Origin of the sequence: Longibaculum muris, from assembly GCF_004343035.1 — a bacterium.
Classification (GTDB): domain Bacteria; phylum Bacillota_I; class Bacilli_A; order Erysipelotrichales; family Coprobacillaceae; genus Longibaculum; species Longibaculum muris.
The window spans coordinates 223,733-237,819 of sequence record NZ_SMCQ01000002.1; the positions used below are offsets into that span (position 1 = coordinate 223,733).

Sequence of the window (14,087 nt, forward strand, 5' to 3'; positions counted from 1 at the left end):
TTACCATATTCAATAATGTTTGACAAAGTATTTTGAGGTTGCAAATTTATTAAGTGATAATTTTTTATTAAATTATAAAAAAATATTCACATTTCAATAAAAACGTGTATAATAGAATAAAAAAAGGAGGATATTGATATGAATTATGTGGAAAAAGTACTATCAGAAGTAAAAACAAAAAATGCTGATCAGCCAGAATTTATTCAAGCTGTTGAAGAAGTTTTAGAAAGCTTAGAACCTGTTATTGCTGCTCATCCTGAATATGAAGATATGGCAATATTAGAAAGATTAGTAGAACCTGAAAGAACAATTATGTTTAAAGTACCTTGGCAAGATGATCAAGGTAAGGTTCATGTAAATAGAGGTTATCGTGTACAATTCTCAAGTGCTATTGGGCCTTATAAAGGTGGTTTAAGATTACACCCTTCAGTAAATTTAGGAATTATTAAATTCTTAGGATTTGAACAAATCTTTAAAAACTCATTAACAACTTTACCTATTGGTGGAGGTAAAGGTGGTTCTGATTTTGATCCACAAGGAAAATCAGATAATGAAATTATGCGTTTTTGTCAATCATTTATGACTGAATTATATCGTCATATTGGACCAGATGTAGATGTACCTGCTGGGGATATTGGTACAGGAGCTAGAGAAATTGGTTATATGTATGGTCAATATAAACGTATTAGAGGGGCTTATGAAAATGGTGTTTTAACTGGTAAGCCTTTACCTTATGGTGGTTCTTTAATTAGACCTGAAGCAACTGGTTTTGGAGCTGTATATTATGGTAAAGAAGTTTTAAAACATTTTAATGATAGTTATGAAGGAAAGACTATTGCATGTTCTGGTTATGGAAATGTTGCATGGGGTGTTTGTTTAAAAGCTAGAGAATATGGAGCAAAGGTTGTTTCTATTTCTGGTAGAGATGGATATATTTATGATCCTGAAGGAATTATTACTGATGAAAAGATTGATTTCTTAGTAAAAATTAGAAGTTCTAATGATGTTAAATTAAAAGATTATGCTGAAAAATTTGGTTGTGAATTCCATCCAGGTGAAAAACCTTGGGGATTAAAAGTTGATATGGCTTTCCCATGTGCAACACAAAATGAAATTGGTTTAGAAGAAGCTAAACAATTAGTTGCCAATGGTGTGAAATATATTATTGAAGGTGCTAACATGCCAACAAAACCTGAAGCAATTGCCTATTTCTTAGAAAATGGTGGAACATTAGGACCTGCTAAAGCTGCTAATGCTGGTGGGGTTGCAGTATCTGCTTTAGAAATGGCACAAAACTCAATGCGTTATAGCTGGACAAAAGAAGAAGTTGATGAAAAATTACATCAAATTATGATTAGTATTCATGAAGCTTCTGTTGCTGCAGCTGAAAAATATGGTTTAGGTTATGACTTAATTAAAGGTGCAAATATTGCTGGATTTGAAAAAGTCGTAGCTGCAATGATTTCTCAAGGAATTTATTAGAAACAAAAAAGGCTTGTCATATGATAAGTCTTTTTCTATGCGCATAAATGAGATAGCACTATTATAATATTGGTATAGACAAACAATTTCTCAGTGAGAATCTTCAAAAAACTAAGTCTTGAGTTAAGTTATGATGAGCTTCTAGAAAAGAAATGATAAAAAAATATTTTTATTAAATAGTAGTGAAGATTTTTTAGGTTCTACCTTGATTATTACTTCTGTTATCTTTTTATATGACCAAATATCCCACAACTCCCATAAGCGTTCCTAAAACAATTGACATAATAGTCATTGGTATTATTGACTTCTTATCATCCTTAACAGCTAGAATAATGACAGGAATAGTTAATAATAAATTTAACAATCCACCTTTGAGCCACCAAGGTAATCCCCATTCTATAGAAAAGATTATAAATGGAGCAATCAAATAATGAACAAATGCAGAAAAATTTGAGTATTTATCCATTTTCATTTTAATCATAGGTAAAACATCAATAAGACCTCCCAATAAACCAATAAGCAATGTAAACAAAAATGTTGTCATTTATTTTTCCCCCTTATATTTTCTTTGACATTTTAAACAATCAATCTCATACTGATAAGAAATAAGCTTTTCTTTTAAAATAGTAAGCAGTGGCGACTGATCATGTATACAACATAATCTATTTTTAATCTTTATTAATTTATCATTTGAAATCTTTTCTGAGCTAACATCACCAAAAGCAATATGAATATATCCACAACTTTCACATTGACACTGATAATTGAAGATAAAATTATCATACGTTGTATAACATAAATATCCAATATTTTCACCACAAGATTCACAATAAATCCAACCACCATATTGATTTGCCAATCTTGTATGAGACAATTCCTTTATCTTTGTATTTCTACTCATTTTCTCTCTCCTTTATTTTAAATGATCGATAACAAAATAACTGCAATTTGAATACAACTCAAAAATAATAAGAATAAATATAAGAAGATTTTTTTATTCTTTTTATAACGTATTATCAATAAACACTCAATAGATGGTAAAATCCAGATAGCTAAATACTTTGATAAAGTGGAAGTCACTTCACCATTCATACGAAATTGTATAGGTATCTGCGCTGGTAATAATGGCAAACATAAAACAGATAAAAATATTAAAATAACTGGAAATATAAAAACAATGTATTCTTTTAAATTCTTCATAAATTTCCTCCCTTCATAAATTAGACGATGATTAATTGATTTTGTGACAAAATAATATAAATAAAAAAAGACATAACCGAAGTTATGCCTCAATTAATATATTAACTAATCAACAAATTCACACTTATCACTATAAATCAATGATTTTTTTGTATGAAAATATTCTTATACATGAAATTCTTCTTCATATTCATCAAATAAAAAATTATAGTCAACTCAATTGATTTTTTTCCAATACACCACTATATAGTTATATATCATTCATCAAAATAAAATAATTCTTCAAATTTTTTATCTAAAGCAATACACAAAATCAATGCTAATTTTGCAGTTGGATTAAATTGTCCAGTTTCAATAGAACTGATTGTGTTTCGAGATACACCAACCATCTCAGCTAATGCGGACTGTGAAAGTTTTTTTTCTGATCTTGCTTCTTTTAAATTGTTTTTCAGTATCAGGCCTTCATTCATTATTAAAACCATCCCATTCCTTTTCCCACAATATTTATCAAACATGCAATTGAACCAATAATACCACATACAAGTCCAAACAACCATTCTTTTTCTTTAGTATAGCTATATTTCGTTGCAAAACGTCCTATATATCCAATTAAAAATGCCAGTAAGAAAACTTGATAATCAGCAAATGCTTTTCCAGTTATCAATTTTTGAATAACTAAAATGACTATTAAAACAGCGTAAACTGATTCTATTGCTAAAAAAGCAGTTTGATTAGCAGTTTTTTCAATTGCTTTATATCACTCATCTCCATGTATATTTTCTTTTTTACTTCTTGCTAAAATTTCTTCTTTTTTCATAAATATCCTCACTCTCTTTCTGACAAGTTTTCTTGTCACTTATAATATATCATCGCCAAGTGTACTTGTCAATACAATTGCCAATAAAACTTTGCATATCTGTAAACTCGATTGTCTTAATTTTTTTCAAATAAAAAAGACATAACCGAAGTTATGCCTTAACTCATTATTCTTCTGCAGGTAATTCTTTTAATTCTTCTTCACCTGTTACATATTTTAAAATAGCAATAGCTGCTTCTTTTGGTCCTTTATGTTCATTACCTTTAATACCAAGTCTTGTACGTAATTGACCAACTTTAACACCTTGTTTAAACATTCTTTTGAAATAATCCTGTAAGATCGGTTCTGTTTGTTCTTTTCTTTGAACAGGACCAAATGGATTAGCAAAATAACTTTCAACAATACCCATTTCAGTTGTTGTTCCTTTAGCCATACGTGCCCCTGATCTAAAAACTTGAAGTGCTTCTTCAGGACTATCAAAGAAACTTAATGCTTCACCATCTTCTTCATAGTTATTTGCATATAAGAACATATCAACATCATGTTTAGCAACAACATCTTTGTAATCAGTAATTGGAATAACAATACGTGCATTGACTTTATCAGGATTCATAAAGACTGATCTATCTAATTCTTTAAAACTATAACCAGCATCTAAGTCATCTAAACGCACAAATGCCCCAATTTCTGTACCAGAAGTCTTAACCTTACCTTTTTCATTTAATGATAAAACACCCATATCATCATAAATAGTTGTTAAATCAGTGATATATGCAGCTCCAATGACTTTAATTTGTTCAATTGTTTCACTCTTACCAGCACCACTATCTCCCATAACAACAATATTCTTTGTTTCACCATTATGAAGTGTCATCTTAACCATTGCTCCATGAATTGGTAATTCACGATGATTAATCTTTTGAACATTGTGTAAAGTTAAAATCATTTTCTTCATATATCCAAAATAATCAAAATTATCATTAGCAGATAATAAAGCCACAATCATATCATTAGATTCATCTTGATAGAATGCTTGATTCATTTCACCATCTTCATAACCAAAGACATAAATTAAATCAGGTTTTCTATTTCTATATTCTGTTTCATCAGCCAAATCAAATAAGTTACATAAAGTAACCCCTTGTGCCATAAACTTCACATTAAAGTAAACAAAACATAATAAATCACCAACTTTAGCTGGATAACAGAACCAAGAATCGGAATCAAATTTACGATCTTCAATTGGATTTCTTTTCATTTCAGGGAAAACACCATCTCTTTTATTACGTTTTGAATAAGCAATAAATGGTGGATGAATAACTACTGATTCAATAAAAGGAATTTCATCCAAATTACGATATTCATATGGCAAGAATGGTCTCATATGAGTCACTGTTAACCCAGCATTAACCCCTGCTGTAATTTGACGTAAGACTTTATCCTTCTTACCTAATGCAGATTCAATTGAACGATAGACTTCTAATACCAATTCTTCAAATTCACTTTGTGCATCAGCAAATTGAACATTTTGATATCCTGCTCTCTTTGTTTCATTGAATACAACAGCATATCTTTGTAGACGTCTCCAGAATAAGTAAATATCTTCTACTAATGCAATAAACATATCAATATCTTTAAAATATTTCTTAGCTTCTGGACGAATTGAACACACTTCATCAACCGACATAACTAATAATAATTTAAAAATACCTCTTAAATTATCTAATAAATCAACATCATCTTCTTGAATACCATGAAGATATCCATAGATAGTTGTATCTTTTCTTTTAATATTTTTTATATATTTCTCTAAAACTTTTGCAAAAGATTCACTTTCAATTAATTGACAACGACTTTGACAGAATTCTTCAGAGAAATTTAAAATCGCATTACCTCTTGTTATATTAAACTTATATGCCATAATTCCACCCTTTCTTTAGATATACTTTGTATATCCCCTTAATTTACCATACATTCTATCAAAAAAAGTTGACCTTGACTACTAAAATTGCAAAATTTATTGAATGATAGCGTTTTTATTTTTAAATTTTATCTTTTTATCATTTTTTAATACTGTTTTTTCTATAAAAGACACATTAATATAATAATTTTTATGAGAAATATAAATATATTCATTTTCATCTTTTAATTCAATACATTCATTATTGTATACAATCTTATTTTGACCATAATCAAAAAGATAATTTCCTTCACTCATCTGATAAGTCAAAGTATGCTTTTGTTCATCCACATAAACCTTTGTATTCTTATCTAAAATCAATACCATATTATACATATCATTCAATGATAAATACATCTTCTCATCTTTTTGAAAACCTTTTAAATCAAAAGTATAAATCTTATTATCTTGACGATAAGTTGCAACATACGTATCAATCTTACCCTCATATTCATAAAAATGATTTCTATGAAAAAACATATACAACAAAATCATAACTATCAAACAAAATCCTACACTTACAATCACTACTCTTTTATATCTTAATCTTTTCATTATATCCTCCAAAAGAAAAAAGGTCTTATCAAAAGACCTTAAAAAACACACGACCAACAACCTGATCATCAAAATCAATATATCCAATCATTCTTGAATCAACACTATTGTTACGGTTATCCCCCATAACAAAAACCTTTCCCTTTGGTATATCATATGAAAAATCTTCATTTCCTACCATCGGTTCATTAATATAATCTTCGTTCAATAATTCACCATTACGATAAAGCTTGTTGTTTTTCATCTCAATATGATCACCTGGTAATCCGACAACTCTTTTAATAATTTGATCCTCACCTGCACTAACATGATATTTCACAACAACAATATCATTATAAGAAGGTGTTCCTCGCTTATAAAAGTATTTATCTACCAGAATAATATTTCCATTATGATAAGTTGGTTCCATTGATGAACCAACAACTCTAGAGATTTGTATAAAATGCAATACCCCTAATGTTAAAACAACTGTTATAATAATGACTTTCATATATTCAAACAAGGATTTCTTGATATCTTCTTTTTCCATTTTCATCGCCCCACGCTATTATAGCATATTATTCACAATCTTTTAAGCGTGTTCTTAACTTTGTTACAATTTTTTTCTCTAGACGTGATACTTGTACTTGTGATATGCCCAGTCTTTTTGCAATAGCTTCCTGATTATAATCGAGCTGATAACGCATATAAATTATCATCTTCTCTTTTTCATCAAGTTTTTCCATTTCCATTTCCAAGGCAATTTTTTCAAACCACATATGATCACTTTTATCAATTAAACGATCTTCAACACTGATTGTTGAACCATCTTTTTCATATATTGGTTCATTTAACGATGTTGGATAATAAGAAGAATCAATGGCTTCTACGACATCTTGAACATCAACATCTAAATATTTTGCAACATCTTCAACTGTTGGTTCTTCATTATTTTCTCCTTGTAAGATTTCTTTAGCTTTTGTGACTTTGATGTTCAATTCTTTTAAAGAACGAGAAACTTTAATTGTTCCATCATCTCTAAAATAGCGCTTAATTTCTCCCATAATAATTGGAACAGCATATGTTGAAAATTGAACATTGTATGAAGGATCAAAATGATTAATCGCCTTCATTAAGCCAATACAGCCAATTTGAAATAAGTCCTCTTTATCATAATAACTATTCTTGAATCTATGAACAATCGACCATACCAATCCTAAATTATCTTTGACAACTTGTTCTTTCGCTTGTTCATCCCCCAAACGCACTTTCACAAGTAGATCTAATGTTTTAGAACTAGCCATGATCTTTCAGTCTTTTTGTGATGATTAGTTTTGTTCCGATATTGATAACACTTTCGATTTCTAAGCTATCAGCCAGTGTTTCTATGATTGTTATTCCCATCCCAGCATGTTCTAAGTCTTTTGCAGTCGTATAAAAAGGTGTTTTGACTTGTTCTAGATTTTCTATTCCTTTCCCATAATCTTGAATAACTAATCTAACAAGGCGATCTTCTATTTCCATCTTTATTACAACATGACATTCAGGATTATTATTATAACCATGAATAATCGCATTACTAACGGCTTCTGAAACAATTGTTTTCATCTCAATGATTTCATCAATTGTTGGATTTAAAGGAGTCAAAAAAGCCCCTACTGTTGTTCTAGCAAAGTTTTCATTATCTAACGTTGCACTAAAACTGACTTCCATTTGATTCATATTGATCCCTCCTTTAAATAATCTAATGATTCATAATAAGGCATAATTTGAAATAAACCTGTTAATTCAAATAAACGATATGCCACTTGATTTAACCCGGTTAATATCAGTGTACGATGCTCAAATTTCAATTGGTTATAACGTCCTAAAACCAACCCAATTCCTGAACTATCTATAAAGGATGTTTCTTGAAAATCAAAGACAACATCTTCATCTGTTTCCTCTAATAAATCACTTAACTGTTGACGATAGATTGGTGCCATAACACAATCAATCTCACCATAAAAGTGAACAATGATAAACTGCTTTAATTTCTGTATTTCAATATGATTTTCCATTGTATCTCCTCCTTCCCTGCTATCATATACCAATTAAAAAAGAAAGAAAATCGATTCGCTAAAACTAGAATTTATTCAACAAAACTAGAACATTTTTGCATTTCTCTTGCTTTTTACTTATAATGAAACAAAGGAGGCAACATATGATATATAGAAAAGCAACTAAGCAGGATATCCCACAATTATGTCAAATCAGAAAACAACAATTAATAGATGAAGGTATTCCTCCATCTATTGATATTGATAAAGATTTATTACGTTTTTTTCAAGATTCCTTTCAACATGATACTATTATCGAATTTTTAGCCATTGATAATGATCAAATTATCGCTACTGGAGCAGTATGCTTTTACGATTATCCACCTACTTTTAGCAATCAAACTGGACGTATTGCCTATATTACAAACATGTATACAAAGCCAGCTTATCGTCGTCAATCAATCGCTACTCATATGCTTGATTTATTAATCAATGAAATTAAAAAGAAACATATTGAAATTGTTAGATTAGGGGCTTCTCAATTAGGAAAACCAGTCTATGAAAAGTATGGATTTCAGCAAGATAATCAATGGTATTCTTTAAAGTTGGACAATTAAAAGACATTTTTGTCTTTTTTTATTTATTTTATGTTAAGCCATGTAATATTTCTATGAACCCCTCTAAAGATTCTGTAAACTCCCCCAAATCATAAAAAAATACTGCTATAATTTGCTCGTCTTAATGACAAAGGAGGAAATTATGAAGAAGAAAAATCTATTCGTATCAGCCTTAGTGGCAACTTTACTCACGCAGCCCATATCAGTATTTGCTAGTGCTGCAATGGATGGGAAAACTGATGCTTCCACTACCCCAGCTGCATTAAATGGAGCATGGGAAAAATGGACTCAACAATGGAGCAAAATTGAAAATGATTGGACTTATGTTTCACTATCACCAGGAAAAGATGAAACAGAGATGAATTTTGCTTGGTATAGTCATGAATCGCAATCAGCTACTTTTAAATATGGATTAAAAGCTGATTTAAGTGATAGTCAAAATGCGAAAATCTCATCGACTCCAGCCCAAGTTGGTTATCAAAGCAATAAAGTAACATTAACAAATCTTAAAGCTGGAAAAACTTATTATTATCAAGTAAATGATAAAGAAATTGCTCACTTTACAACAGATGATGATTTCAGTGATTTTAGTTTTATCTTTGTTGGTGACCCACAAATTGGTTCTTCCAATGAAGAAAAAGCCAAAAAACCAGAAGATATTATCAAACCATCTTTTTTAACTGCTCAAAGTGAAGCAGTAAGAAATGATTCATTTAATTGGAATAACACACTAAATAAAGCTTTTACAAAGAGTCATAAACAAGCAAGATTTGTTTTATCAGCTGGTGATCAAATTCAAACAAATGCTAAAAAAGTAAAAAATCAAACAATCAGTGAAAAAGAATATACTGGTTATTTATGTCCAGAAATTCTTCAATCATTACCCGTTGCAACAACGGTTGGTAATCATGATGCTGATAATCCTAACTACACATATCACTTCAATCCTAGTCAAATGAGTGAATTAGGAAGTAATGATATTGTTGGTGGTGATTATTATTACACTTATGGTGACGCTTTGTTTATTATGTTAAATACACAAGATACAAATATCAATGAACACAAACAATTCATTGAACAAACAGTAAAAAATAATTCTGATTGTAAATGGCGTATTGTTACTTTACATCAAGATATCTATGGTTCTGCAGAACATTCTAATGAACCTGAAATCACTAATTTACGTTATCAATTAACACCTATCTTAGAAGAAAATGATATTGATGTTGTTTTAACAGGTCATGATCATGCTTATTCTCGCTCTCAAATGTTAAAAGGTGGTCAAAAAACAAATCATTATACTGATGATGAATTTGATAAACAATTAGAAAAAGATATAGATGTCAAAGACAGTACTCAATCACTCACAGTAGCTCCAGGAAATATTAAAGATGATACAACCAATCCTGATGAACAAGCATATTTAGCTTATTTAAAATCCATAATGGATGACGAAGCAGTTGAAGCAATGAGTAGTGGAAAGAATATGGCGGTAGATTCAAAAGGTATCTTATATTTAACTGCTGGTTCTTCTTCTGGAAGTAAGTATTATGATTTAGTGCCAAGACAACAAACCTATATTGCTAATAGATGGCAAGAAGATGTACCAACTTATACACTTATTGATGTCACTGAAACAACTTTGACTTTTAATACATATCGTAGTGATAATGATGAAAAAATTGATTCAGAATTCACGATTGTTAAATCAGTGAGTCATCAAGAATTAAGTGACCTCATTAATAAAGCAAAAACATACCAACAAAAAGACTATACAAAAGAAAGTTTTACACGCTTTAACCAAGCATTACAGGGAGCTAATAAAGTTAATGAAAACAAAGCATCAACTTCTCAAGAATTGGCCAATGCCTATAAAGCCTTAAACGACGCTATCAAATCATTAGTCAAAAAAACAATTCAACCTGAAAATAACACAACTCCAAACACTCCGATTCATCAAACAGGACAAAATCAAAAAAACGAACTAACTCAAAGTGTTCAAACAGATGATCAAACATCTATTCTTTTCCCAATAACATTAATCATCCTTTCAGGATTTGGACTTATGATATTTAAAAGAAAGAAATTATTAAATAAATAGGAGCATGCTCCTATTTATTTGAAAGAAAAATGAAATACAAAATAAATAAAAGACAAATCATTGTTTTTATAATCATAATCATTTTTACTATATTTTTATATCAGTTCAATCAAATTGATAAAGTTCAGCTTTATCATCAAAATGGTAAATCTTTTGAATCAGGCGAAGTTGTAGATATTATTCAAGATAATATAACTGATAATGGCAACCAGATTGGAAAACAAATTGTTACTATTAAATTATTATCTGGTCCTTACAAAGGAAAGATTGTTGAAGCTAATAGTTCCTCAAGTTATTTATATGGAACTCATTGTCAAATAGGAATGCGTGTGATTGTTGATATCAGTGAAAGTCAAAATTCTCTTTATGTCAATGTTTATAGTTTTGATCGTAGTCATATTATATATGCAATTGTTGTCTTTTTTCTTATGAGCTTGTGGATTGTTGGTGGTAAGCAGGGATTTAATTCTGCAATTGCTTTGATTTTTACTTTTATTTGTATTATCTTTTTATTCTTACCTATGATTTATAAAGGAGTTTCTCCTATTTTATCAGCTATGATCATATCTATATTAATCACAATAGTCACTATGTACCTCATTGGTGGATGGACAAGCAAAACTATGACAGCTATTATTGGAACTATTTCAGGAGTCATTATTTCAGGGATTTTTGCTTTTATATTTAGCTGGTTAACACATATATCAGGTTATAATGTTTCAGATATTGAACAATTAGTTTATCTTGAACAAATGACTTCTATTCATATTGGTGAATTAATGTATGCTGGTATACTTATTTCTACTTTAGGTGCGATTATGGATGTTGCTATGTCAATTTCATCAACCTTAAATGAAATCTATTATCATAATCCTTATTTATCAGTTAAAGAATTGTTTCATTCAGGACAAAATGTTGGTAAAGATATGATGGGAACAATGTCAAATACGCTAATCCTCGCCTTTACTGGTAGTTCTATAAATACACTTATTTTCATATATGCTTATGATTATCCATTGTTACAAATTATGAATATGTATTCAATTGGTATCGAGATTATTCAAGGCATTGCTGCAACCCTTGGGGTTATTTTAACAGTTCCACTTGTCTCTTTAATAAGTGCATATCATCTTAAACACAAAGCAATAAACCCTATAGATACATTTTGATATCTATAGGGTCTTATTTTAAATAAAAAGTTGTAAATATTGATACATTTTTTCTGGTAATGTCAAGGCTGCAATATCTTTATGGGCAACAACATCAAAAGAAGCAATATTGGTATCATTTCGCATTAATAAAACATGTCCAATTGTTTCACCTTTTTTTAATGGTGGAACAATATTGGTATAATTCATTTCATAAGTGACCTTATCTTTAGAACTCTTATCTTTGACATAAACAACATCTTCTTTACACACTGCCTCAACATATTTTTCTCTGGCATTTTCAATTTTTACCTTTTCAACAATATCTCCTTTTTTAAATAATGTAATGTTTTCATAAAGTGAAAATCCATAATCTAATAATTGTGAAACTTCTTGATTTCTCACTTTAGGATCACTTTCTTTCATCACAACTGCAATTAATCTTAAACCATTTCTTTTTGCTGTTGAAACAATACAATATCCTGCTTCTTTGGTATAACCAGTTTTTAAACCATCAGCTCCTTCATATGATTTTAAGAGTTTATTTGTATTCACCAGCCAAAACTTTTTTTCTGTATTTTCACGGATGTAACTATCATACAATGATGTCGTTTGAAACAAACGTTCTCCTCCTATTTCAATCAGATAACTCGCCATCATTGCTAAATCAAAAGCACAAGTATAATGATTATCATCATGTAGACCGGTTGGATTCATAAAATGTGTATTCTTTAATTTTAACTCTTTAGCTTTTTCATTCATCATTTTTACAAAACCTTCATTACTTCCAGCAATTCTTTCTCCTACCATAACACAAGCATCATTTCCAGAAGCTATACTGATTGCCTTAAAAAGATCGGATACACTCATCCTTTCTCCTTCTTCAAGATAAACTTGACTTCCTCCCATACTTGCAGCATAGGCACTGCATGTTAAAACATCATCCCATTTCAATGTTCCTTTATTAATTGCTTCAAACAATAAAATCATTGTCATTATTTTTGTTGTAGACGCAGGAAAGAGTTTTTCAGTTTCTTGTGTTGCATTTAAGACTTGTTTTGTTGAAGCTTCTATTAAAATTGAAGATGATGCATTTGGTGCTAATTTCAATTCTTCAGCATGGACTGATTTTAAAGGTATGCATAAGAACATAACACATAAACATATGAATAATTTTTTTATCATGGAAACACCTCAAATTATTATATGTTTTTGCTTTTAAATTATTATAAAAAGATATGAATTTATTCATAATGAATATACATATCTTTTTATCTTAAAATTTTAATTTATATTTATCTTTGTTATATAACATTGTTTTTTAAAAAATGATATTCCATAGCCCACAACATCTTGATATCCTTTTTCCAAAACTCCTTCTAAATAATGATTATCATGTATTTGCTTTATTGCTTCTTGGCTATCTTTTAATAAATAATCAGCATTCTTTGAATGTTTACACTCTATAACTATAGCTTTATCTTGAAATATTTCAGGATAGATGACTATATCTAATCGTCCATCACCAAATTCTCTATTTGACTCCACTTGATAATTATCCAAAAGTCCTAACAAAAAACCATGATAAAAACTTTCATAATTGTCATAAAAGCTTAAACTCTTTTTCATAAGAGAAACAAGAATAGTAGATGCTTGTACAATATCTTCTTGTTTTAATGCTTCTACAAATTTATTTTTCTTTGATGCTTTATATTCAGTAAAATAATCCATAAAACTTTGATGATAAATTTCATAAACTTCTTTATTTGGTATAATCAATTCATAAGTATATTTATTGACTTGTCTCTTTATTTTTAGATATCCCGTCAATAACAAAAAACTATAAACATTATTAATATTATCCATATCTCGATATGTTAATTCTGGTTTAATATCTTTGATAATAGATTTCCCTTGCATTAGAATTTCAAATTCATCATGTAAAACCTGATCACTTTGTTTAATATAATTGACAACCAGTTCATTACTGCTCGTATTCGCCCAGAATGATTCTGGTTCTGGCTTTGATTGGATAGCTTTTAAAACATATTTCAAGACACTCCATGGATTATAGATCTCTGTACTGCCAAACAAATAACCATCATACCATTCCTTGACTTCATCTTTTTGTTCAAGAAAATTATATTCATTTAATAATTCATTCACTTCCTGTTGAGTAAAACCAAATC

Annotated in this window: 17 protein-coding genes; 4 read left to right on the forward strand and 13 right to left on the reverse strand. The window is 29.4% G+C overall.

Annotation, left to right across the window (positions count from 1 at the left end):
- The first annotated feature begins 138 nt into the window (after nucleotides 1-138).
- Complete coding sequence (gene gdhA / locus EDD60_RS03280) at nucleotides 139-1,482, forward strand: NADP-specific glutamate dehydrogenase (protein ID WP_066443638.1); 1,344 nt, start codon at nucleotides 139-141, stop codon at nucleotides 1,480-1,482.
- A gap of 229 nt (nucleotides 1,483-1,711) precedes the next feature.
- Here gdhA and EDD60_RS03285 read toward each other — a convergent pair whose 3' ends face one another.
- From EDD60_RS03285 to EDD60_RS03335, 11 genes are all read right to left on the reverse strand, one after another.
- On the reverse strand, nucleotides 1,712-2,026 hold the full coding sequence (locus EDD60_RS03285) for a hypothetical protein (protein WP_066443632.1): 315 nt from the start codon (nucleotides 2,024-2,026) through the stop codon (nucleotides 1,712-1,714).
- Nucleotides 2,027-2,383, reverse strand: a complete 357-nt coding sequence (locus EDD60_RS03290) for a hypothetical protein (RefSeq protein ID WP_066443630.1) — start codon at nucleotides 2,381-2,383, stop codon at nucleotides 2,027-2,029.
- Between the two features lie 17 nt (nucleotides 2,384-2,400).
- Entirely contained in the window at nucleotides 2,401-2,682 is a 282-nt protein-coding gene (locus tag EDD60_RS03295; protein WP_066443626.1) for a DUF1648 domain-containing protein, read from the reverse strand.
- Between the two features lie 257 nt (nucleotides 2,683-2,939).
- Nucleotides 2,940-3,152 carry a helix-turn-helix transcriptional regulator gene (locus EDD60_RS03300; protein WP_066443623.1) on the reverse strand — a complete coding sequence of 71 codons (213 nt, stop codon included), beginning with the start codon at nucleotides 3,150-3,152 and terminating at the stop codon, nucleotides 2,940-2,942.
- 2 nt (nucleotides 3,153-3,154) lie between these two features.
- Nucleotides 3,155-3,430 (reverse strand): DUF6442 family protein, encoded by a 276-nt coding sequence (locus EDD60_RS03305; RefSeq protein WP_318026097.1) that lies wholly within the window; start codon nucleotides 3,428-3,430, stop codon nucleotides 3,155-3,157.
- 235 nt (nucleotides 3,431-3,665) lie between these two features.
- Nucleotides 3,666-5,420 carry a phosphoenolpyruvate carboxykinase gene (locus tag EDD60_RS03310; RefSeq protein WP_066443615.1) on the reverse strand — a complete coding sequence of 585 codons (1,755 nt, stop codon included), beginning with the start codon at nucleotides 5,418-5,420 and terminating at the stop codon, nucleotides 3,666-3,668.
- Nucleotides 5,421-5,516: 96 nt separating this feature from the next.
- On the reverse strand, nucleotides 5,517-6,014 hold the full coding sequence (locus tag EDD60_RS03315) for a hypothetical protein (protein WP_066443613.1): 498 nt from the start codon (nucleotides 6,012-6,014) through the stop codon (nucleotides 5,517-5,519).
- A 28-nt stretch (nucleotides 6,015-6,042) separates the two neighbouring features.
- Nucleotides 6,043-6,543: a signal peptidase I gene (gene lepB, locus EDD60_RS03320; RefSeq protein ID WP_066443612.1), complete on the reverse strand. Its 501-nt coding sequence runs from the start codon at nucleotides 6,541-6,543 to the stop codon at nucleotides 6,043-6,045.
- A gap of 28 nt (nucleotides 6,544-6,571) precedes the next feature.
- A complete protein-coding gene (locus EDD60_RS03325; RefSeq protein ID WP_066443601.1) occupies nucleotides 6,572-7,297 on the reverse strand; it encodes a SigB/SigF/SigG family RNA polymerase sigma factor in 726 nt (241 codons plus the stop codon).
- Nucleotides 7,290-7,715 (reverse strand): anti-sigma F factor, encoded by a 426-nt coding sequence (spoIIAB, locus tag EDD60_RS03330; RefSeq protein ID WP_066443598.1) that lies wholly within the window; start codon nucleotides 7,713-7,715, stop codon nucleotides 7,290-7,292. The genes EDD60_RS03325 and spoIIAB overlap by 8 nt, the downstream gene beginning before the upstream one ends.
- Nucleotides 7,712-8,053, reverse strand: coding sequence for an STAS domain-containing protein (locus EDD60_RS03335; RefSeq protein WP_066443595.1), 342 nt, complete (start codon nucleotides 8,051-8,053; stop codon nucleotides 7,712-7,714). Before EDD60_RS03335 ends, spoIIAB begins: the two co-directional genes overlap by 4 nt.
- Before the next feature lie 143 nt (nucleotides 8,054-8,196).
- Here EDD60_RS03335 and EDD60_RS03340 point away from each other — a divergent pair, with 143 nt between their 5' ends.
- From EDD60_RS03340 to EDD60_RS03350, 3 genes are all read left to right on the forward strand, one after another.
- Nucleotides 8,197-8,649: a GNAT family N-acetyltransferase gene (locus EDD60_RS03340; RefSeq protein WP_066443593.1), complete on the forward strand. Its 453-nt coding sequence runs from the start codon at nucleotides 8,197-8,199 to the stop codon at nucleotides 8,647-8,649.
- A 142-nt stretch (nucleotides 8,650-8,791) separates the two neighbouring features.
- Entirely contained in the window at nucleotides 8,792-10,750 is a 1,959-nt protein-coding gene (locus tag EDD60_RS03345; protein ID WP_066443592.1) for a purple acid phosphatase family protein, read from the forward strand.
- 29 nt (nucleotides 10,751-10,779) lie between these two features.
- The gene (locus EDD60_RS03350; protein ID WP_066443591.1) at nucleotides 10,780-11,919 is read left to right on the forward strand and encodes a YibE/F family protein; all 1,140 of its coding nucleotides are present in this window, start codon (nucleotides 10,780-10,782) and stop codon (nucleotides 11,917-11,919) included.
- A gap of 18 nt (nucleotides 11,920-11,937) precedes the next feature.
- On the opposite strand, the gene EDD60_RS03355 is transcribed toward EDD60_RS03350, so the two are convergent.
- Nucleotides 11,938-13,083, reverse strand: a complete 1,146-nt coding sequence (locus EDD60_RS03355) for a D-alanyl-D-alanine carboxypeptidase family protein (RefSeq protein ID WP_066443588.1) — start codon at nucleotides 13,081-13,083, stop codon at nucleotides 11,938-11,940.
- Nucleotides 13,084-13,182: 99 nt separating this feature from the next.
- A partial coding sequence (locus EDD60_RS03360) for a PD-(D/E)XK nuclease domain-containing protein (RefSeq protein WP_207905286.1) occupies nucleotides 13,183-14,087 on the reverse strand: 905 nt, incomplete at its 5' end.

Bases quoted from the DNA above. Each gene is read 5' to 3' on its own strand.
- gdhA (WP_066443638.1), top strand. From the start codon at position 139: ATGAATTATGTGGAAAAAGTACTATCAGAAGTAAAAACAAAAAATGCT.
- EDD60_RS03285 (WP_066443632.1), bottom strand. From the start codon at position 2,026: ATGACAACATTTTTGTTTACATTGCTTATTGGTTTATTGGGAGGTCTT.
- EDD60_RS03290 (WP_066443630.1), bottom strand. From the start codon at position 2,383: ATGAGTAGAAATACAAAGATAAAGGAATTGTCTCATACAAGATTGGCA.
- EDD60_RS03295 (WP_066443626.1), bottom strand. From the start codon at position 2,682: ATGAAGAATTTAAAAGAATACATTGTTTTTATATTTCCAGTTATTTTA.
- EDD60_RS03300 (WP_066443623.1), bottom strand. From the start codon at position 3,152: ATGAATGAAGGCCTGATACTGAAAAACAATTTAAAAGAAGCAAGATCA.
- EDD60_RS03310 (WP_066443615.1), bottom strand. From the start codon at position 5,420: ATGGCATATAAGTTTAATATAACAAGAGGTAATGCGATTTTAAATTTC.
- EDD60_RS03315 (WP_066443613.1), bottom strand. From the start codon at position 6,014: ATGAAAAGATTAAGATATAAAAGAGTAGTGATTGTAAGTGTAGGATTT.
- lepB (WP_066443612.1), bottom strand. From the start codon at position 6,543: ATGGAAAAAGAAGATATCAAGAAATCCTTGTTTGAATATATGAAAGTC.
- EDD60_RS03325 (WP_066443601.1), bottom strand. From the start codon at position 7,297: ATGGCTAGTTCTAAAACATTAGATCTACTTGTGAAAGTGCGTTTGGGG.
- spoIIAB (WP_066443598.1), bottom strand. From the start codon at position 7,715: ATGAATCAAATGGAAGTCAGTTTTAGTGCAACGTTAGATAATGAAAAC.
- EDD60_RS03335 (WP_066443595.1), bottom strand. From the start codon at position 8,053: ATGGAAAATCATATTGAAATACAGAAATTAAAGCAGTTTATCATTGTT.
- EDD60_RS03340 (WP_066443593.1), top strand. From the start codon at position 8,197: ATGATATATAGAAAAGCAACTAAGCAGGATATCCCACAATTATGTCAA.
- EDD60_RS03345 (WP_066443592.1), top strand. From the start codon at position 8,792: ATGAAGAAGAAAAATCTATTCGTATCAGCCTTAGTGGCAACTTTACTC.
- EDD60_RS03350 (WP_066443591.1), top strand. From the start codon at position 10,780: ATGAAATACAAAATAAATAAAAGACAAATCATTGTTTTTATAATCATA.
- EDD60_RS03355 (WP_066443588.1), bottom strand. From the start codon at position 13,083: ATGATAAAAAAATTATTCATATGTTTATGTGTTATGTTCTTATGCATA.